At 40.0% G+C, this 21,119-nt stretch carries 15 protein-coding genes and 1 tRNA gene; 7 read left to right on the top strand and 9 right to left on the bottom strand.

Annotated features, from left to right (window positions below; translation table 11 throughout):
- Positions 1 to 115: 115 nt before the first annotated feature.
- From glnA to AT15_RS07550, 4 genes are all read left to right on the top strand, one after another.
- Positions 116 to 1,513 carry a type I glutamate--ammonia ligase gene (glnA, locus tag AT15_RS07560; RefSeq protein WP_068348017.1) on the top strand — a complete coding sequence of 466 codons (1,398 nt, stop codon included), beginning with the start codon at positions 116 to 118 and terminating at the stop codon, positions 1,511 to 1,513.
- A gap of 62 nt (positions 1,514 to 1,575) precedes the next feature.
- Positions 1,576 to 1,665: transfer RNA gene (locus AT15_RS07555), tRNA-Leu, on the top strand.
- 45 nt (positions 1,666 to 1,710) lie between these two features.
- On the top strand, positions 1,711 to 2,445 hold the full coding sequence (locus AT15_RS10140) for a WecB/TagA/CpsF family glycosyltransferase (protein ID WP_161484663.1): 735 nt from the start codon (positions 1,711 to 1,713) through the stop codon (positions 2,443 to 2,445).
- 3 nt (positions 2,446 to 2,448) lie between these two features.
- Entirely contained in the window at positions 2,449 to 3,729 is a 1,281-nt protein-coding gene (locus tag AT15_RS07550) for an amidohydrolase family protein (protein ID WP_068348015.1), read from the top strand.
- Between the two features lie 6 nt (positions 3,730 to 3,735).
- Here AT15_RS07550 and disA read toward each other — a convergent pair whose 3' ends face one another.
- From disA to AT15_RS07520, 6 genes are read right to left on the bottom strand one after another with little or no spacing between them, the layout of a single operon-like run.
- Entirely contained in the window at positions 3,736 to 4,803 is a 1,068-nt protein-coding gene (gene disA / locus AT15_RS07545) for a DNA integrity scanning diadenylate cyclase DisA (protein WP_068348013.1), read from the bottom strand.
- A complete protein-coding gene (gene radA / locus AT15_RS07540; protein ID WP_068348011.1) occupies positions 4,800 to 6,110 on the bottom strand; it encodes a DNA repair protein RadA in 1,311 nt (436 codons plus the stop codon). Before radA ends, disA begins: the two co-directional genes overlap by 4 nt.
- Complete coding sequence (locus AT15_RS07535) at positions 6,107 to 8,602, bottom strand: ATP-dependent Clp protease ATP-binding subunit (RefSeq protein WP_068348009.1); 2,496 nt, start codon at positions 8,600 to 8,602, stop codon at positions 6,107 to 6,109. The genes radA and AT15_RS07535 overlap by 4 nt, the downstream gene beginning before the upstream one ends.
- 4 nt (positions 8,603 to 8,606) lie before the next feature.
- Positions 8,607 to 9,236 (bottom strand): dTMP kinase, encoded by a 630-nt coding sequence (gene tmk / locus AT15_RS07530; RefSeq protein ID WP_068348007.1) that lies wholly within the window; start codon positions 9,234 to 9,236, stop codon positions 8,607 to 8,609.
- Entirely contained in the window at positions 9,236 to 9,916 is a 681-nt protein-coding gene (locus tag AT15_RS07525; RefSeq protein ID WP_068348005.1) for a tRNA1(Val) (adenine(37)-N6)-methyltransferase, read from the bottom strand. Before AT15_RS07525 ends, tmk begins: the two co-directional genes overlap by 1 nt.
- The gene (locus AT15_RS07520) at positions 9,917 to 11,869 is read right to left on the bottom strand and encodes a hypothetical protein (protein WP_068348003.1); all 1,953 of its coding nucleotides are present in this window, start codon (positions 11,867 to 11,869) and stop codon (positions 9,917 to 9,919) included.
- Between the two features lie 228 nt (positions 11,870 to 12,097).
- Between AT15_RS07520 and AT15_RS07515 the strand changes: the two genes are divergently transcribed.
- Positions 12,098 to 12,940, top strand: coding sequence for a sulfide/dihydroorotate dehydrogenase-like FAD/NAD-binding protein (locus AT15_RS07515; RefSeq protein ID WP_068348002.1), 843 nt, complete (start codon positions 12,098 to 12,100; stop codon positions 12,938 to 12,940).
- Positions 12,931 to 14,328, top strand: coding sequence for an NADPH-dependent glutamate synthase (gltA, locus tag AT15_RS07510; RefSeq protein ID WP_153019725.1), 1,398 nt, complete (start codon positions 12,931 to 12,933; stop codon positions 14,326 to 14,328). Before AT15_RS07515 ends, gltA begins: the two co-directional genes overlap by 10 nt.
- Here the strand turns inward: gltA and AT15_RS07505 are convergent.
- From AT15_RS07505 to AT15_RS07495, 3 genes are all read right to left on the bottom strand, one after another.
- A complete protein-coding gene (locus AT15_RS07505; protein WP_235598534.1) occupies positions 14,325 to 15,458 on the bottom strand; it encodes a hypothetical protein in 1,134 nt (377 codons plus the stop codon). The two genes, gltA and AT15_RS07505, sit on opposite strands and share 4 nt — an antisense overlap.
- A 256-nt stretch (positions 15,459 to 15,714) precedes the next feature.
- The gene (locus AT15_RS07500) at positions 15,715 to 17,214 is read right to left on the bottom strand and encodes a carboxypeptidase M32 (RefSeq protein ID WP_201029947.1); all 1,500 of its coding nucleotides are present in this window, start codon (positions 17,212 to 17,214) and stop codon (positions 15,715 to 15,717) included.
- A gap of 166 nt (positions 17,215 to 17,380) precedes the next feature.
- Positions 17,381 to 19,177, bottom strand: coding sequence for a 5'-nucleotidase C-terminal domain-containing protein (locus AT15_RS07495; RefSeq protein WP_068347999.1), 1,797 nt, complete (start codon positions 19,175 to 19,177; stop codon positions 17,381 to 17,383).
- Positions 19,178 to 19,333: 156 nt separating this feature from the next.
- Between AT15_RS07495 and AT15_RS07490 the strand changes: the two genes are divergently transcribed.
- A complete protein-coding gene (locus AT15_RS07490) occupies positions 19,334 to 21,118 on the top strand; it encodes a DUF2207 domain-containing protein (RefSeq protein WP_068347998.1) in 1,785 nt (594 codons plus the stop codon).
- Position 21,119 lies beyond the last annotated feature (1 nt).

The following is a 21,119-nucleotide window of genomic DNA, read 5'->3' as shown; positions in this document are numbered from 1 at the left end:
GCTTGCATTTTATAATTGCCTATAGCCTTGAATAACCGGTTATGGGAGTATATTGAATCACTGGCATACAGGCATTAAAATTTAGTTGATATGCTTAAACAAAGGAGGAGATTTTGTGAAAGATATAATAGAGAAATATGCCCATAGTGTCGAATTCATTGACTTAAAGGTTGTAGACATCCACGGACGCTTAAGGCACGTTACCCTTCCCGGAAACCGCCTTAACGAAACTCTTTTCAAAGAAGGGGTCGGTTTTGATGCTTCGAATTTCGGTTTTGCTTCAGTTGAGTCTAGCGACATGATAATGATTCCCGACCCTGATACAGCTTTCATCGACCCTTTTTATGATGCGAAAACACTCTCCTTATTCTGCGATGTTTTTCTTGCGGATACTTTTGAACCCTTTGATCAATATCCGAGAAATGTATTGAAGAACGCAATTAAAAAACTCGAAGAAGTTGGCGTAAAAGATGCTATGATGGCACCGGAGTTAGAGTTCCATATATTTGAATCTTTTGGATATAATGTAGATACCAATGGTTCATTTTATGAAGTTGATGTTTCAGAAGGTTTCTGGAACAGCAGGGAATTCTCAAATCGGTATATTATAGATAAGAAAAGGGGATACCACAGAACACCGCCAGCCGATTCTTATTCCAATTTCAGAAACGAAGTTGTAAAAGTAATGCTGGAAATAGGTATCCCTGTTAAATATCACCACCACGAAGTTAGTTCAGCACAGCATGAAATAGAGCTTCTATTTCAAAAGGCTTTGAAAGCAGCTGACTCTATAATCATTGTAAAATACATAATCCAAAATATCGCAGAAAAGCATGGGCTAGCAGTTACTTTTATGCCCAAACCCCTTTACAACGAAGCCGGCAACGGATTACACGTTCATCAATTCCTGATAGATCAAAATAAAAACAACATCTTTTCTGGCGATGAATACAGTGGACTGAGCCAAATCGCACTTTACTATCTGGCAGGAATATTGAAGCATAGTCTTTCTGGCTCTCTATTGGCTTTCACAAATCCTTCAACAAATTCCTATAAGAGGCTTGTGCCAGGTTTTGAAGCTCCAGTTTGTGCTACCTTTGCGAAGGCAAACAGGAGCGCGGCAATAAGGATACCGGGATATATCAAGAATCCTGAAAAAGTCCGCATAGAGTTCAGAACTATGGATGCTTCCTGTAATCCTTATTATTCCCTTTCTGCCATTCTGCTGGCGGGAATTAATGGGATCAAACAGAGATTTGATCCCAAGGAAATGGGTTTTGGACCCCTTGAAAAAAACATCTATGAAATGGCCGATAACGAAAGAGAAAAAATCAGATTTTTCCCTACTAGCTTAGAAGCTGTTCTTGAAGGTCTAATCAAGGACAATGAATATCTAAACGAAATATTTAGTAAGAATTTGATTGTAAACTGGTATACTCTTAAGAAAAGGGAAGCAGAATATGTTAATAGTGTTCCTTCACCCGCAGAGTATCAGCTGTATTTTGATTTATAATGGGCAAAGCCACAGAGATTACTTGACATATCCTCTTTATAATGGTAAATTTTTAGTCGAAGGCCGAGGTGGTGGAATTGGCAGACGCGGCGGACTCAAAATCCGCTGGGGTTGAGAGCCCCGTGCGGGTTCGACTCCCGCCCTCGGCACCAGAGGAAGGCTTTGCCTTCCTCTTTATTTTATGGAGGTGTGCACTTTTGAAATTCCTCGGATTTGATATTTCTGAACTGGACATTCATAACAATGCGAAAAAGCTTTTGAAAGGTATCAAAACGGGTAAACGTTTTTTTGTTTTAACCATAAATAGTCTTATAGTTTATGAAATATTTGAAAAACCTGAATACGCAAAAGCTGTAGAAAAAGTGAATTATGTTGTACCCGATGGTATTGGAGTTATTAAGGCAATCAAGTTTTTTAAGAAGCGAAAGCTAAATCGAGTTCCAGGCATTGAATTAATGCTAAAACTCTGTGAGTTAGCTGAAAAAGAAGGCTTGGAGATATTCTTGCTCGGGTCAAAAGAAGATGTTGTTAAACAAACCGCAATAAACTTATCGAAAAAATTTCCATTACTGAAAATTGTTGGGACTCATCATGGCTTTTTTACAGAAGAGGAAAATGATAAAATTGTATCGTTAATCAATCAAACGAATGCCAAACTTTTGTTCGTAGCTATGGGAGTTCCAAAACAAGAAATATGGATATCTAAAAATCTCGATTCTTTAAAGCCTATGCTTGCAATGGGTGTTGGTGGATCTTTTGATGTAATCGCAAATAAAATTAAGCGCGCTCCAAACTGGATGCAGAAAGCAGGATTGGAGTGGCTCTATAGAATAATAAAGGAACCACGTAAAAGGCTTAAGATTGTGCCAAGGTTAATCAAATCGATTATTTATCTATTGCGTTACACTTCCTCCAGAGAAAGGGGTGATTGATTCATGATAATCAAGAATGTTGCAGTATTTACGAATGATCCGGAAAATTACTTCATCCCCCGGGGTTTTGTCGAAATACGGGGAAGGGTAATAAGAAGTGTGGGAAGAATGGAAGAATACTCTGCATCTGATGAGGAAGAACTTGATATACCCGGTGCAATAGTAGCACCCGGTATGATCAATGTTCATATGAGCTTGTATAATTCCATTTGCAATCTTGTATTCCAGAACATTCTGAATAATGTAACAGGCTCTAATTATTTCTTAAATTTGATAGACTATTTCAAAAAATCTGAACAGAAAGACTTAGGTCGGTACTCAATCGAGATGGGAGCTCTTTTGTCTCAGCTTAATGGTATCACAACCGTCTTTGGCCCTATTTTTGATTCAGAAGCTTTGAGCGCGAAAATAATTCGCGAAATTGCTGAAAAATATCGCATCCGGCTGGTAACAGGTCCTGTTATTTTTAAAGAGAATATTGATAAAATAATCAGCAAATGGATTGGTGCAGTAAAATCAGATTATTATTATCCTATTGTGTACATTACGGAACTTGCAGAATATAGCGAGGATGAATTGAAGAAGATAGCTAACTTCATTGCTTCCGGGATTGAAGCGGTACTTGTTGTGTTTGATATGCATCTCGACGATACACGCTGTCTGTCTCTATATGGGGAACATTTGATAGATAGATTGTTGAAAAACGGACTAATGGTTCCGAATTCAGGTATCGCTTATGCTGGAAATATGAGAGAGACTGACATGGACGTCATTGCCAGTAAACAGATGTTTGTTATTAAATCATTGAGAACCGAGATGTTTGCGGGTACCTTTAAATCAAATGTTGCTGATTTCCTTGGGCGTGGAATGAATGTTTGTATTGGTTCAGGGTTATTGGATGCCGATTTGCTTGCGGAAGCGCGGGGGCTAATACTATCAGAGCGCCACTTTAAAGGCTTTGATATAAAAGTGATCGACTACGAACTCAAAAAAATTCTTTTTGAAAATAACTACAAACTTGCTGAAAAATTCTTTAAAAAGGGATTCGGAAAGATAAAAGTGGGATACGAAGCCGATTTAATGCTAGCAAAACCGAGAAATCCCTTCAGTTCCATCAAAAAGGAGCTGAAATCACTTTCTGCTCTTATAGTAGATCTATCAAACAACTACTATGTTAGCGATGTCTGGAGCTCTGGTGAATGGGTAGTAAAATCGAGCAAGCATACTAAAATAACACCAGAAGATGTGAAGGAAATTCTTGAAAGAGTAGACAATCTGGAATGATCGTTCTTAATCTATATCCTCGTGCCTTTTTTTGACATCGATAGCGTGCCGAATTGCAAGGGCACGCTTTTCTCCGATTCCTTCTACTTCTTTTAGCTCTTCTGAAGAACTATCCATCAACTTTGAAAGGGAACCGAAACGCTTACCAATATTCAAAGCAACCTGAAGAGGAATTTTAGGAATTTTTCTAATGAATCTTATACCTCTTGAAAAAAGCGACATTTCCATAGTCTGGGCGGTTGAAGAAACTTCATAACCCATAAGCTTTGCCAGAAGGACATAGTTGGACATTTCCTTTTCCGATAATGAAAAAAGTTTTTCTGTTAATGTGTTTATCTCCTCTGTGTCGAGAATCTTGCTCGAAAAATCCAGCACAAGATTTTCGATTTCCTCTGTAACCCCACTCAGAATTTCTTCAAATTGCATTTTCGGAATATCGCCATAATTACCCAATTCTGCCAGTGTCATTTCTTCATCTTTGTATATCCGGAGTATCATAAGCCCTTTATGAAGTGTTCGTATCACATCATAAAGAGTCAAGACAGAAGTGGATTCAAGCACATCGATTTCTTCAAGGCCTTTATCAAATGCCTTTCTATATTGATCCACAGTACCGACAGCCTGATTAATTCTTGGAATGAGCAATTCAAGAGATCTCAACATATAACTATAATCGTCATAGAAAAGACTTATAGTTCTTTTCCTTTTTGAAATTGCCACCAGCATCTTGCCTGTTTGACGTGCCATACGTTCAGCAGTTCTGTGACGCATGCCTGTTTCTGTTGAAGAAATGCTTGGGTCCGGAATAAGCTGGACATTTGCTGCAATTATTCTGTTTAAGTTCTCATCAATTACAATTGCTCCGTCCATTTTTGTCAATTCATAGAGTTTGTTTGGATTGAATTCGCAGTTAATTAAAAAGCCAGGTTGCATGAGCGAACTGTACTTTTCAAAATCGTCAACAAAAAATATCAACGCTCCCGTATTCGCCGCTACAATCTGGTCTAAGGCAAACCTTAAAGGCGTCCCCGGGGAAACAATTCTCAGTTTTTCCAAAAATTCATCGCGATTCATGTATCGCTCCCCCTAAATCTTTTTAAGAATTCTTTTATATCTTTCACAATTATTTGACCATCGGGCGAATAAATAGAAGTAAAGCCAGAATTTTTTAGCCTATCAATTCTTCGATCTGAAAACATGGCTGGCCTTATCGAACCGTCAAGACCAATTTCGCCAAAAGCAGCAAATCCTTCGGGCAGAGGCCTATCTAAAAAGGCTGAAACAATCGATGAAGCCATCGCAAGATCCACACCAGGATCGCTCAACTGAAGACCCCCTGCAACGTTTACGTATATGTCAAGACTGTCAAGTGGAATTCCGGCTCTTCTGTTAAGCACCGCAGCGATAAGCAATACACGATCAAGTGAAATTCCATTTGAGAGTTTTCGCGGTGTTCCATAAAGAGGCTTTGACACCAGTGATTGGATCTCTACAAGGAATGTTTTCGAGCCTTCCACAACAGCGGTTATTACATTCCCCGGGGCTGGAACGTAATCTTCCACAAAAATAGTAGAAAGATCGCTTATTTCTTCCAGCCCTTTTGAAGACATCTCCAGAACGGCGATTTCATCTGAAGGGCCGAAACGGTTTTTAGTTGTTCTCAAAAATCTATAGCCTGTTTTACTCGCCTCAAAGTAAAGCACAGTATCTACAAGATGCTCTACCAGCTTTGGACCTGCTATCTGCCCGCCTTTTGTAACATGCCCAACAATGAAAACGGGAACTGAATTACCCTTTGCCAGTGAAACTATGTAATTGGCACACTCTCTAACCTGCACAACACTTCCAGGAAGGGATGAAACACCTGGGAGCTTCAATGTTTGCAAAGAGTCAAAAACAATTAGCGAATACTGTTTTATATCAAGCGATGTAAGAAAAGAAAGGTCACCGGTTGTTGCAACTTTTATGTGATCTCCGGAAATTCCCAGACGTTCTGCTCTGAGCTTTAGTTGCCCCTCGGATTCCTCACCTGAAATATAAAGGACAGATTTATTGCCAGCTATTCGAGCTGCTGCCTGAAGCATCAGAGTGGATTTACCAATTCCGGGCTCTCCACTTATCAAAATCACACTTCCGGGTACAATTCCGCCACCAAGGACCCTGTCGATTTCCTTCATTCCGGAACTGAACCTTATATGCTCGCTGGTTTTTACATCTGCCAGAGCCCTTGGCCCTTCGAAATTATTTGTTTCATTTAGAAAAGAGGGTTCAACAGCTATTTTTGCAGCAGTATTCCACTCCCCACACATGGGGCATTTCCCGAACCATGCTGGCGATTCATAACCGCATGAATTGCATACATAAACTTGCTTCTTTTTCATGTATCTGCGCTAACCTCTGCCTTCTTTTTTAATGCTCTTCTAAAAACAATTTTCTCATCTTGAGAGATGGCTGTAATGTTATCTCCCTCTTTGAAGCGGCCTTTTAACAATTCCTCTGAAAGGGGGTCTTCTATATAGCGTTGAATAGCTCTTTTTAGAGGGCGAGCGCCATAAACGGGGTCAAAACCCTTTGTTACAAGGAAGTCTTGAGCCGCTTCGGATATGGTTAGCTGCATTCCCTTTTCGCTCAAGCGTCTTCGCATATCACGCATGAGGATGTCAATTATCTCCTTGATTTCTTTCCTGGTTAACTGATGGAACACAACCATTTCATCAAGACGATTCAAAAACTCCGGTCTGAAAGTTCTTTTAACTTCTTCCAGAACAGAGGACTTCATGGATTCGTATTCTTTTTCCTCCACTCCGGAAGAATCAACAAATCCAATAGAGGCTTTCGTTTTGTTGATGAATTCACCACCAAGATTGCTTGTCATTATAATGATGCTATTTCTGAAATCCACATGGCGCCCTTGTGAATCAGTAAGATGGCCATCGTCCATTATCTGAAGCAATAGGTTGAAAATATCTGGATGAGCCTTTTCAATTTCATCAAAAAGTATGACTGAAAAGGGCCGTTTCCGAACTTGCTCGGTAAGGGTACCCCCTTCATCATAACCCACATATCCGGGAGGTGCCCCGATAAGCCTTGACACTGAAAAGCGCTCCATATATTCTGACATATCAAAGCGAATTAATGATCTTTCATCTCCAAAAAGATACTCAGCCAGAGCTTTTGCAAGCTCAGTTTTTCCAACACCTGTTGGGCCAAGGAAGAGGAAGGTTCCAATAGGCTTTCTGGGGTCTTTCAAACCGCTTCTTGCTCTTCTTATGGCGCGAGCAACTGCGGTAATCGCTTCATCCTGCCCAACAATCCTATTATGAAGAGCATTTTCAAGGGAAAGAAGCTTCGCGCTGTCAGACTCTTCGAGCTTTTTCAGAGGAATACCTGTCCAATTGGAAACAATTTCGGCAATATCTTCTTCACCAATTTCGACAAATTCAGAGTCCACCTTTTCACGCCATTGAGTATACTCTGCTTTGTAAAATTCATAAAGCTCTTTTTCACGTTGCTTTAACGCTGCAGCAGTTTCATAATCTTGTTCAGTAGCAGCTTTCTCACGATCAACCCTTAACTGTTCCAGCTCTTTCTGTATGAGTTTAAGTCTTTCGGGTAATGTTAGTTTTTTCAATCTCGCCCTTGAACCTATTTCATCAATTATATCAATGGCTTTATCCGGCAAAAATCTGTCGCTCACATATCTGTGTGAAAGGGTAACAGCTGCTTCCAGTGATTGGTCAGTGTAATGAACTTTATGATGTGCCTCATACTTATGTCTTATTCCTCTTAATATTTGAATAGTTTGCTCTACCGTTGGTTCGGTAACATAAATTTTCTGGAATCTACGCTCAAGAGCAGCATCTTTCTCAATATATTTTCTGTATTCATCAGGGGTCGTAGAACCGATACAGCGAATTTCGCCACTTGCCAGGGCAGGTTTCAAAATGTTTGCAGCATCAACTGCGCCTTCAGCAGAGCCTGCTCCCACTATAGTATGAAGCTCATCTATAAAGAGAATTATATCTTTATTATCTCTAATAACATTTATGAGTTTTTTCAAACGTTTCTCGAATTCTCCCCTGTATTTTGTGCCAGCAATAAGAGCGGCAACATCAAGGGCAAAAATCACCTTTCCTCTCAACGTTTCAGGCACTTCTTCATTTACGATCATTTGAGCCAGGCCTTCTACAATTGCCGTTTTTCCAACACCAGGGTCTCCAATTAAAACGGGATTGTTCTTTTTCCTGCGGGAAAGAACTTCCATTAACCTTTGACGCTCAATTTCTCTGCCTATTATCGGGTCGAGTTTACCGTTCCGTGCAAGTTTTGTAAGGTCGGTCCCAAAGCCATCAAGCTGCTTCAAAGCCATTGCCAAGCTTGATTCTTGCTGTTCTTTTCCAAAGAAAATATTTGATCCATTTTGATCGTCCCAATCACTTGCTATGTTCTCAACGATTTCGCGCCTTAATTTTCCGAGATTGATTCCCATCTGTTTCAATATATGCGCTGCAATGCCTTCGCCTTCTCTGATTATTCCTAGCATAATATGCTCTACATCAATCTTTTCTTCACCAAGCATTTTCGACTCGTCGTTGGCCAATTCAATGACTTTCCTCGCTCGTGGGGTCATTTGCGGAGAACCAACAACAGATTGGTGGACATTTGTACCCACCATGGTCATGACCTCCCGTAAAACCCGGTCATAGGTTATGGAATATTTCTTCATAATCTTTATAACAGCTCCACGATCGATTTTTAATATAGCCAGCAGCAAATGCTCGGTCCCAACATAAGGATGGCCAAGGCTTCTGGCCTCATCCTGGGCAGTGACGAACACTTGTGCAGCACCTTCCGAAAATTTATCGAAATACATTAAATCACCTCCATTTACCGGTTCTCTCCTTCATGTGTTGTTCAAATATTTTGACAATATTTGTGTGGATTAGTTCAGGGTCATCATTTCCATTGATCACTTTTACTCTCTCGGGTTCAGCCTTTGCAATTTTCAAGTAACCCTCTCTAACTCGTTTGAAAAAATCTAAACTTTCCCTTTCTATTTTATCATTTTTTTCTTGAGCACGTTTCCGTTTTTCAGCATCTTCCGGTGAAATATCGATTAAAAAGGTGAGATCGGGTTTCAAGTTTCCGGTAGCCAATCTATTTAGACTTCTAACCGTCTCAACACCTAATTCCCGTCCGTAACCTTGATAGGCTACGGATGAATCGAGAAATCTATCTGCTATAACGACAGTTCCGCACTTGAGAGCAGGGAGTATTATTTCGCGAACAATCTGGCTCCTGGATGCCATAAAGAGAAGTAATTCAGTTTGTGGGAATAAACGGTAATCAAGATGCAATAAAATTTTTCTTATATCTTCTCCCGCTTTTGTACCACCTGGTTCCCTTATAAGTAGATAATGATAATTGCTATTTTTGAGATATTCAACAAATAGCTTAACTTGCGTTGATTTTCCAGAGCCGTCAATACCTTCAAAGGAAATAAACATCACTTTTCCTCCTTATTTAATATCAGTGGGGACTCTATAACCAGTTCAGAGCTAGAGTTCTTTCTGCCAGAAATCAAAACTAATCTAGCTTGTCCATTGAAACTGCCATAAATCGGCAACAACCTGTGAACTCCAAACTTTACTGATTCGAGAATTTTTATCCAGCGAATTAAATCTCTCGGGTGCAATAAGAAGTAAAATATCCCTCTGTTCTTCAACATCTTCCTTGCTGTTTCAACAAAGTTCCGGGCCGTTTTATCGTCAAGACGACGCCAGCTATTTCTCTCTGAATAAGGGCTTCTTTTTCCTTCATGCAGAAAATGAGGAGGGTTTGAAACAACCATATCAAAACTTTCTGGCTGGAAGTGTTCTGGTGTCTCTTCGACAGAGCAATTTACAAATCTCACATGCTTTTTTACTCCGTTCGTTTCAGCGTTTCTATTTGCAATGGAAACAAGGATATCACTTTTTTCTATGCCAACAACCTCACAACCATAAGCATGTGCAAGGAATATTGAAACCACACCACTCCCGCTTCCCAGTTCCAAAATTTTTTTAACATTTCTCGGTACCTTTGAATAAAGAGCCAGCACAACAGTAGCGTGGTTTGTCCTACCTTCGGGTAATTTTTGATCAAACTTTAGATCTTTAATAGGTGAAGGATCAAAGTTTTTTTGCATTTAATCACCACTGTTATAAAGGAAGACTTCCGAGGTATTGTCTTTTTCTATTTGTACTTCATCCTGTACTTTCTCAGGCATAACAATTCGCGAAAAATTGCCGATAAAAAGCTTTTCGTCACAAAAAATCTCTGTGCCTTCTATGTACAGCTCAGATGCGTTGTTCACTATACCTCTTTTGACTTTAAGAGATGAGTTATAAAAATATACATGGGATGAGCCTGATATGTCAATATCCCCGGTTGAAAATTCGCTATTGTAGAATTTGATATTGCTGTTACTCAAAGAGCTTTCTTTTGAATCAAATTGTGTGTTGCTAACAATACCCTCTTTAACAAAACCGGATTCAAAGCTACCTGAAATATGGGAATTGAAAATATACAACTCATTCAGATTATTTATCTTAAAAGAACCGGTTATGTTTGAACTATATATCTGAGCGGAAGATACATCAAGCATAACATCAGCATTCATTTCACAGTTTTCCAGAACGATTACCGCTCCTTCATCAGCTACGAGCTCAACATTTTGGAAATCAACATTTCTTGCTATAAAAGTTCCCTTCCTCCCGATATGAATAATGGCCGGGCTTCCAAATGAGGAAACTGTTACTTTTCCACGTCGCCCGTCTATTTCCAGCACACCATTCACAAGAAGGGTGCTTTTACGGGAGAGATTTATGCTTGTTGATGATTCAATCCTTAATAGTGAGCCTGATTTTACAGCTATGTTTCCCTGAAAATTATATACGCCTCCGGAAGGAAGTGTTACGTCCTTACCATAAAGAGAAACAATATAGCTTGACGTAACGCGCCTTGATTGCTCTAATTTTGCAAAAACGGGGACGGAAGGCAAGAACATTGAATCGTTCTTCCTGGGAGACAGTCTATAAATATCGCCCATATCACTTATATACTCTGAAGGTATTCTTGCAGACCCTTCAAAGCCGATTTCCATTATATCTGTCCATTCTCCTGCACCCATTACCTGTAATACCGCATTCTGGACGGATGAAGGCAATTTCCAGGAAGCTATTCTAAAAGTTCCGCCTTCTTCAATATAAAGTTCAGCAATTTCATTCAATAGGGCTTTTTTAATTGTAATTTGAAAAGAGCTTTTTGTACTTAGACCTGCTTCATCAATAACTTCTATTTCGATAAGATGTTCACCGCCGGGTATTTCGAATAATGGGAACAATGCTTTTCCATCAAAAAGTAAAGGTATATCGTCGGCAAAAGCCCTTACAATAAGTTTTTCAGGTGCGGTCCAGTCATCATGCAACTCAAGGGGAATTTTATTTCCATCATAGTATTCAGGCAAAATTAAATCAATTGAAGGTTTTTTGTTTTTGCTCAGATCGATATTAGCTATCGCTGGTTCGGAGATTGCGCCGTCCTCCCTAATACTAAAGCATTCAATTGGAACATCAAGTTTTGAAACTAACGGAATCGCAAAAACGCCTGATTTACTGAAGTAATTATAGGAACCAATTTTCACTTTGTATTCCTTGATACCTTCAGATTGGCCCTGAAGGGAAAGAAAGATATTTCCATCCCTGATTGCTGCTTTTTTAATTATAGGTGCCGTAATAGGTGAATTGAAAACTCTCACGACAGTAGCAAGAGGGGTCGAAAGAAGCCTTCTTCCTGACACAAGTGTGAAGTATATTGTAACAGTTCCATCTCTATCTATGAAAAATTCTCCGACTTCTGATTTCATTATCATACCATCTTTTGAATTAGCAGGAGGTTGTCCTATTGTGATAAGGATATCGGGCTTTTTTTGTCTCTCGCCTGTCACAGTAACTGAATAACTACATTTTGTAGCCTCAATGGTTATATTGTCGACAGATAAGATGTAGTCTGAAAAATAGTTGCAAGCACCAATAAAAAACGGCAGAAAAAGAAAAACCCACAGTATCTTCTTTATATGAATCCCTCCCTTTGGAAGCATAACACAATACCTTCATTATCACCACATTAAATGTAGAATTATCTTATATAGATACAGCTTATCACAAAGGCAGTAAAGAATGCACTCATTAGTTGGTATGAATTTGCATAATAAAAAATACACCCCCCTTTTCCATTACCCCCTATGGCTGCTATGAAAGCAGCCCTTTTTTTTAATGTTGATTTTTTGATATTATTTGATTAGCACGATACGAAAAGAGGCGAAAACATGTCGCACAGAATAACAAAGAAAGCAAAACTTGCCGCAGGTATCTACGATTTTTCCATAGAACATTCTACTTTACCAAATTTTGCCAAACCTGGTCAATTTTTAATCATTCGCATCGATGAGAAAGGAGAGCGGATTCCGCTCACAATTGCAGGCGTATCTAAAAATGCAGTAAGAATAATTGTCAAGTGTGTAGGCAAGAGCACGTATAAATTAGCAACCTTGAAAGAAAACGATGAAATTCTCGAGGTAATCGGTCCCCTTGGAAATCCAAGCGAGATTGATTTTTACGGGAAAGTATGCGTAGTTGGTGGCGGAGTAGGCATTGCCCCACTCATGCCCATCATAAAAGCATTAAAAAGCACTGGAAACAAAATAACGACAATTATAGGGGCTTCCACTGCTGAACAACTAATACTCCTGGATGAAATAGGCAAAATGTCCGATGAGTTGATTATCACAACAGATGATGGTTCAGCAGGAAGCAAAGGACTTGTTACCCATCGCCTTGAAGAGTTGTTGAATAAAGGATGTAGATTTGACAGAATTTGGGCTATCGGGCCAACCATTATGATGAAATTCGTTTCAGCCATTGCCTTGCGCGAGGAAATCCCTTGCTGGGTATCCCTGAACCCCATTATGGTTGATGGTACAGGGATGTGTGGTGCTTGCAGGGTGGAAGTCGGTGGTGAAATGAAATTCGCATGTGTTGATGGACCTGAATTTGACGGCAGGTTCGTAAACTGGAACGAACTTATAAAAAGACTACACCAATATCAGGAAAAGGAAAAGCTCTCACTGGAACTGTTCAAGAAGGAAGTTGGTGATTTGTCATGGCTTTGAAAGAGCGTATCCCCATGCCCGAGCAATCTCCCGAGGAAAGAATCCGAAATTTCTCAGAAGTAGCCCTAGGATATACTTTGGAAATGGCGATTGCTGAAGCTGACAGATGCCTGCAATGCCCTACCAGTCCCTGCATTTCCGGTTGCCCTGTTGAAATTGATATTCCCGGCTTTATTAAAGCAATCCGTGACAAAAATTTTAGAAAAGGCATAGAGATATTGAAAGACACAAACAACCTTCCAGCGATCTGCGGGCGCGTTTGTCCCCAGGAAAAACAATGTGAGGCACAATGCGTTCTTGGAAAAATGAAAGGCAGCGAACCGGTTGCCATAGGAAGGCTTGAAAGGTTTCTTGCAGATCTCGAACTATCTGATGAATCAGTTAATGCCGAAATCAAAAGTGAAAAAAAAGGCAATATCGCCATCATAGGGGCAGGCCCTGCTGGCTTAACCGCGGCAGCGGATCTTGCGAAAATGGGATACAGCGTAACAATTTATGAAGCCTTTAATAAAGCTGGGGGCGTATTAATTTATGGTATTCCAGAATTCAGATTGCCAAAAACTGTCGTGGAAAAGGAAATAGAGTATATAAGAAAGCTTGGTGTGAAGTTTGAATATGGCCAGGTTATTGGGCGAACAATTCCTTTCGAGAAAATCAGGAAGGAATTTGATGCTATTTTCATTGGAATCGGGGCTGGAGCGCCAAGATTTATGGGAATCCCGGGTTCCAATTTAAACAACATATATTCAGCGAGCGAATTTCTGACAAGGGTTAATCTTTTAAAAGCCAATAAATTTCCCGAATTCGACACGCCAGTGAATATAGCAAAGAGAGTCGCGGTTATTGGAGCAGGTAATGTTAGCATGGATGCCGCGAGAACAGCCCGCAGGCTTGGTGCTGAAGAAGTAATGATTATATATCGAAGAAGCGAATTGGAAATGCCAGCCAGGCTTGAGGAATATCACCATGCGGTACAGGAGGGAATAATTTTCCACTGGCTGACACAACCTGTTGAGTACATGGGGGATATAAATAACAATGTCAGAAAAATCAGATGCATAAAAATGGAACTCGGTGCGCCGGATGAATCAGGGAGGCGAAGGCCTGTACCAATTGAGGGTTCGGAGTTCACTGTTGATGTCGAACTCGTTATAGAAGCTATTGGGCAAAAAGCAAATGCTGTCCTGAAAACGGGCTTCCCCGGAATAAAATTGAATAAATGGGGATATATTGAAGCTGATCCGGAAACTGGAAAAACAAGTCTTGAAGGCGTTTTTGCCGGTGGAGATATTGTTACCGGTTCTGCGACAGTTATAGAAGCAATGGGAGCTGGTAAACGCTCCGCAAGAGCAATAAACAACTATGTCAGTTCGCTGAAAAGAATTTAACCACTGGCCATTTCTTCGAATTTCCATGCAGCCCGGCCGTAAATTTCATCTAGGGATAATGGCTTTGCTGCGATATTTTTCCCAAATACAACGTATGTCTTATATAAATTTCCTCCAACCCGTTTCGCATTTGCAAGCATAACAGAGTTTTTCCAGCTTATCGAAGAACCCTCAATGTGTTTATATCCATTTTTGACTATATTCTCGTAAGCTTTAACAAACATAGCCGAAGGTACTCCCTTATTGCGGTAATCTTCTGAAACAAACAATATTGCTACACGAACCTTATCTATTCTTTTTTTCTCCGTAAGAAGCTTTATCCAACCAAAGGGAAAAAGCTTTCCTTTGATTTTCCGGATCACATCATTATAATCTGGCAATGCGACAAGAAAACCGATCGGGCGATTCTCTACTGTACGCGCTATGATAACCAATTCCGGGGAAGCAACAAGTTTCATTGTTTTGGCCATTTCATAGATTTCATTAAAAGAAGGGGGGATAAGATCTTCCTCCCAATCGGGCATGGAGTTGAGCATTATTTCGTAAAGATCCCTCGATAGTTTTTTCATGTTAGAAAAGTCGGCATTTTCTACCTTGTATCCATAACGGCTCTTGGCGATTTCAGTCAGCTTGAATTCCCTATCGGAGATGGCTTTCTGAGGGTCATAGGAAAAAGCATAATATTTCAGATAGCAGTCGTAATTTTGAAAAAATTTTGGGTAATAGTCGGGATTGAAGGGCATCAAAATGGAAGGGGGAGTTTCGAAATTTTCTACAAGCAGGCCTCTATAATCGTCTCCATTGGTAGGTGAAACCGGACCTTTTAGATAAACTGCACCTCTTTCGAGAGCCCATTGTTTTGCCTTATTTAAGAGCGCATGGGCTACCTTTTCTTCATTAATTGACTCAAACAATGCAAAAAAAGCATGATTGACGCCTTTTGCATTGTTGAGCACTTCATCTTTCCCGACACAAATGCGTCCTACAACTTGACTGCCTTCCGTCGCAACGAAAAACTCATGTGGCCCATTTGCTAACAGCTGCGATCCCTTTCCCCTGATTATCTTCTTCATTTCATGTTCAAAAGGAGGAACCCATTGAGAGTAATTTTGATAGATCCTAAACGGCAAGGATAGAAATCCCTTTATTAATTTTCGATTATTTACTTTAAGTATTTTCGCAAGAATCTCCTTCCTTAAAAGGTTAAGATACATAAGTCGAGAACTGAAAAAGGTGAACGAGAAAGCGAGAAACAAAAAATCGTTGTTTGTTGTGCGTTGTTTGTTGTAAGTTACATATTTACCCTCTGAAAGGATTGAACAGATATACGCACAACCTACAACCAACAACGAAAACGGGGTCTAGTTTGGAGTCCAACGATATCTGTCAAAGACCGTATATTTTTCCGAATTTGCTTTTTATATAATCAATGAAGTATCTGGGCGAAAGTTCTTCACCCGTTACACGTTTGCATAGTTCGTCAGGCTCGTAAACGCGGCCATGTTTGTGAATCTTTTCCCGCAGCCATTGTAAAAGATTAGAAATTTCTCCGGCAGCGATCTGTTGATGAAGATCCGGAATTTCAGATACAGCAGTATTGAAAAACTGTGCAGCATAAAGATTCCCAAGCATATAAGATGGAAAATATCCTATCATCCCGCTTCCCCAATGAACATCCTGAAGAACTCCCATAGTGTCATTCGGGGGAACTATTCCTAAAAATTCTTTCATTTTTTCATTCCAGGCTTCTGGAAGATCTTTTACTTCCAGTTCTTTGTTTATTAGAGCCTTTTCCAGTTCGAACCTGAGCATTATATGCAAGTTATAAGTTACTTCATCAGCCTCAATCCTTATCAACGAGGGTTCTACTTTGTTGACTGCCTTGTAAAACATATCAAGAGATACGTTTTCAAGAACCTTCGGAAAAGCCTTTTGAATTTTAGGATAGAAGAAACTAAGAAATTCATAGCTCTTCCCGATAATGTTTTCCATTAAGCGCGACTGGGATTCGTGGATTCCCATGGAAGCACCATCTGCCAGAGGAGTCCACTTTAACTCCGGCGAAATACCCTGTTCGTAAAGGGCATGTCCTCCTTCATGAATGGTTCCATAAAGCGAAGCTGTAAAATCGGAAGGTTTATATCCGGTTGTGACCCTGACATCACCCGGGCCAATGGTTATCGTAAAGGGGTGAACGGTTTCGTCCAACCTTCCCGCATCAAAATCATATCCTATCACTTTTAATGCCATTTTTGAAAGCCTGGATTGAAGATGTCTGGCAAATCTCCCATTTAAAAAGGAGGTATCTATTGCAGGTAACTTTGAAAGTGTCCTAACAAAATTTATTATCTCAGGCTTCAATTCAGCTATAATATGCTGAAGCCTCTCTGTCGTCATTCCGGGCTCGAAGTTATCAAGAAGAGCATCGTATGGATCTTTCTCATAGCCATAAAATTCTACCATTTCTCTTAAAAGCTTTATTATCTCTTCAAGATAGGGTCTAAAATAGCCAAAATCATCTTCTCTTTTTGCCTTTTCCCAGGCGTTTTGCCCCCTGGATGAAGCAATTACAAATTTTTCATATAACTCAGGTGGAATTGCTTTTGCCTTTTCATAATCCCGCTTAACAACCCTTAAAAGGGCAGTGTCAATGTTTGAAAGAGAGTTGAGCAAATTCTGTGAAGATAGAGTTTCCAATAATTCGCCCATTTCCGGTGAGGTTAATTTTTTGAATGCAAGAGTAGATAAATACCCAAGTGCCTCGGCTCTTGTTTCAGCCCCTTTTGAAGGAATATATGTACTCTGATCCCAATGCATTAGCGAGACAGATGAATTTATAATGTATATTTCTTTTAGTAATGCTTTTAACCTTTTTATAGCTTCCACTCTATCACCCCGATCACGATATATGTGAAATTATAACATCGCAAAGCCAACAATTATCTGAGGAATAAAAAGGAAATCAAACAATATACATTGAACCTCACTGCAACGTGTATTTCGCAGCAACAAAAAAGGAGGTCTCGCGACCTCCTTTTATTTCAAAATTGCATCAAAAGGCAAATTCAGGCACAAAAGGCTTGAAAATCATCAACTGCGTTCCGGCATCTATTCTGTCAAGGTCTAACAAGAATGGGTTCATATCGATTAATTCTTTTACGGTAATGCCGAAATTCCCGGCGATTTTTTCAAGAGTGTCATTCCACTTAATTTCATAAACATCGCCAACACCTACTGTCCAATTACCATCTACGGTTGGAGAGATGGTTTCATGCTCTAAAATATAATCGGCGATGATTTCAGAGACTTCAAGCATAATTTCCCTGACTACTGGCTTTCCAGCAAACATGGAGTATCCACCACCGCCGCCTGCCCTATAATTATTCAGAACAATTTCGTACTCAGCATTTGGATCAACGTCAACGCCATTGAATTTAAGCTCGATTACTCTCTCTCCAACAGGCTTGTTAACAGCGATTTTATACTCTATTCCTTCCCACATATCATAGTTATAATGCCTTGGCTTGGGGTCTACCCAGCTTTTCGTTACGGTTACTTCACCATCTTCAAGGCTGAAATATTCGGCACTTCTTTCCAGAGCAGCCTTGATATCCGCACCAGTCACTTTAAGAACTTTCAGAGTGTTTGGATAAATATAAACGGCGTTGATGTCCCTGAGGGTAACCGGTCCAGCCTTCCAACCTTTAATACTGTTATTAAAAAGAGCTGCTGACGATATTGGTGCACCACTGGCCTCCATCTGTACTTTGTTTATGAATTCTATAAGAGGATTATCAGAAAGTCTTGCTACTAATGGATCTTCTACGTAAAAATCACCTGTTGCAATACCAACAGGCTGATCCAGCCATTCTTGAACCTTGTCTTCATAATCCTGAACAAGAGCAAGAACATCGGGATCGGCATCAACAGTTCCCGCTGAGATCGATGTAACAGCTTTATCTGTGATAACCCATTTTCCATCTTTTAATTCAAGAGTTATATCGACCCGATTAACGACTTTCCCCCAGTTTCTGGGCTGTGATACAACAACTCCATCTACAACAGTGGCAATTGTTCTGTGCTGATGGCCTGTGAGAAGCACATCAATACCCGGAACCTCTTTAATCAACTGATAGCCTTGATTCTCGCCGGTGAGATCTTCAGTGGGTTCTCCGGTTTCGGGGTCTCTTTCCAGCCCGCCATGATAGCCGACTATGACAACATCTGCCACATCACGGAGCATCGGAACATATTTTTTGGCGACTTCAACAGGATCAAGGAAGTCAAGCATTTCGATATGTTTTGGCTCTTCCCAGTTTGGTATGTATTTAGTTGTTAAGCCAAGATAAGCCACTACGATAATGTTATCGCCGCTGACGACATTGAACAAATGATAAGGCTTGAAAAAAGGCTCTTCAGTTCCTTTTTTAACGATATTAGCACTCAAAAAAGGAAACTCCGCTTCGGAGATGGCCTTTTCAAGAACCCCCATACCATAGTTGAACTCATGATTTCCAAGAACAGAAGCCTTATAACCCATGTGATTCATTACTAAAACCATAGGGTCTGTGGGTTCGTTGTCAATTTTTGCGTGGTAGTATTCGAGCGGCGTCCCCTGTATCAGATCGCCTGTGTCGAGAATAACTGTGGCCGGGTTTTCCGCAAGGGTGTTCTTAAGGATTGTTGAAACTTTTCCAAGTCCAACATCAGATGGCCTATTTGTTGCGTAATCGATTGGGAAAATGTTTCCATGCAGGTCACTGGTGTGAAGTACTGTCAGGGTAAACTGAGTTGCGAGCAGTATAGAAGAAATAACCAGTACAAAAAGAACAAACGCAAGTTTCTTCATGATAGTCCCTCCCCTTTTTTTCGAACGTAATAAATACATGTATTCTCTATCCTAATTACCAGACAGCTGAATTTTGCATAACCAGCAAAATTATATCATATTTAAAGCGATTGAATAAATGTAATTCGAGGTAAAATAAATAGTGGAGGTGGGGAAATGAAGAAATTAGTTGTAAGAAGCATTATCATCGGAATAGTCACATTGGTAGTGTGGTTCATAGTAAGCATATTTGTTGGCGGGACAAATTTCCAGTCAAAATATCGTCTTGAAAAAGCAGAAATAGAGCATAAGGTAATGGAAGATGGAACAATGCAGGTGCATGAAAAAATAGATTACCGCATGGTTAAACCTTATAGAGGATTATTGCGCGATATTCCTTCAGACTGGGTGAAATACAGAGATCTTAGGGTGTGGACTGAGGGAATGAACTACACCAAAATCGAAAATTTCAGCACAGAAAATTCGATAAACCTAAGAGTGTGGCTTGTCCCTTATAATGGTTCCCCACGCACACCAGCAAAAGATGGAGACCCTGTCACACTTCATATTTCGTATACAGTTGAGGGAATTGTGCAAGAAGGAAACGATGTATCCCAAATCTTCAGAAAATATTGGGGAGAAGGCTGGGAACAACCTGTAAAAAATCTGAAAGCAAGCTTTACCTTCCCTGACAAGCTTACCCCGATAAATATATACTCACATCCACCTATTGAAGCCATAAATGAAGGCAATAGATATATTTTCGAAATGAGGAACATGCCTTCACGCACCTTTGGGGAAGTCCGCTTCTTGTTTCCTGAAGGGTACTTTGAAAATGCAAAAAAAGGAAATTTCAGCTTAAGTGATATAGAGAGCATTGAAGAATCATTCAAAGGGAAAGTTAATTTCTGGAAATATTATCTTCCAGTCGTTTTAGCTGTTCTTACAATAGTCGTTCTTTTTGTAATCTTCTATTTTATGGGAAGAGAACCTAACATCGCTTATGATGCTTATTACGAAAGGGAATTGCCTACAAACGACGAACCGGAATTAGTCAATGCTATTGTGAAAAACCTTTGCATGGGAGTAGATAACGATGGAATAGGGGCATGCATACTAAATTTATACAGGCGAGGATATGTTGACTTTAATGTGAATCCGAAGAAAGAAAAAGTGGAAGGAATAATTATTAAGAAAGCTACCGGAACAGACCTGGCAAGCACCGAAAGACAGTTGCTTTCCTTTTTTGCAAAGTATGCCATTGATTTTGGGGAAGAAAAGGTTTTTGATTTTGGCGAACTGAAGAGAAGATTCCGCGGAAAGCAAAGCGAAGCAAGAAAATTTACACAGGAGCTGAACGCATGGAAGAGCCTTATTAAAGGCAAAGTGAGAGAAAGAAAATACTTGCTAAGTTCAGGCGCCTGGCTCTCAAAATTGTATTCCGTTTTCCTGATTTTTATTTCTTTCTTCACGCTAATTAGCATTTCAAGCTCCTATGAATTGGGATTTTTATCCGATTATGCAAGATACATTTATGGAATATTTGCTGTGACCGGTGCAATTGTTTTTTTCCTTCCGGTTGATGTTTTTGGAAGATGGACAAAAACAGGGAGAGAATATTACTTGAAATGGAAAAACTTTGAGAATTTCCTGAAAGATTACTCCTTGCTTTCAGAATACCCTCCATCATCTGTTGTTCTTTGGGAAGAATATCTGGTTTACGCAACTGCTCTGGGAATTGCTGAAGAAGTCAGAAAGCATATGAGCAAAATAGTTCCAGAAGATCTATGGAAAGAAGAGGGCGGTCACATGTATATGTATTATCCGTATGGGTTATATGTATCAAGAGATTTTGGATCGGTAGTATCATCAGCGAACGTATCTTCATCGAGTTCAAGTGGTGGCAGTGGAGCTGGTGGAGTAGGTGGAGGATCCGGCGGTGGAGGCGGGGGTGCTTTTTAGC

The sequence above is a fragment of the Kosmotoga arenicorallina S304 genome (assembly GCF_001636545.1).
In the GTDB taxonomy this organism is placed as follows: Bacteria; Thermotogota; Thermotogae; order Petrotogales; family Kosmotogaceae; genus Kosmotoga_B; species Kosmotoga_B arenicorallina.
Note: the sequence above shows the minus strand (reverse complement) of the source record. Positions and strands in the feature narration are given on the sequence as shown.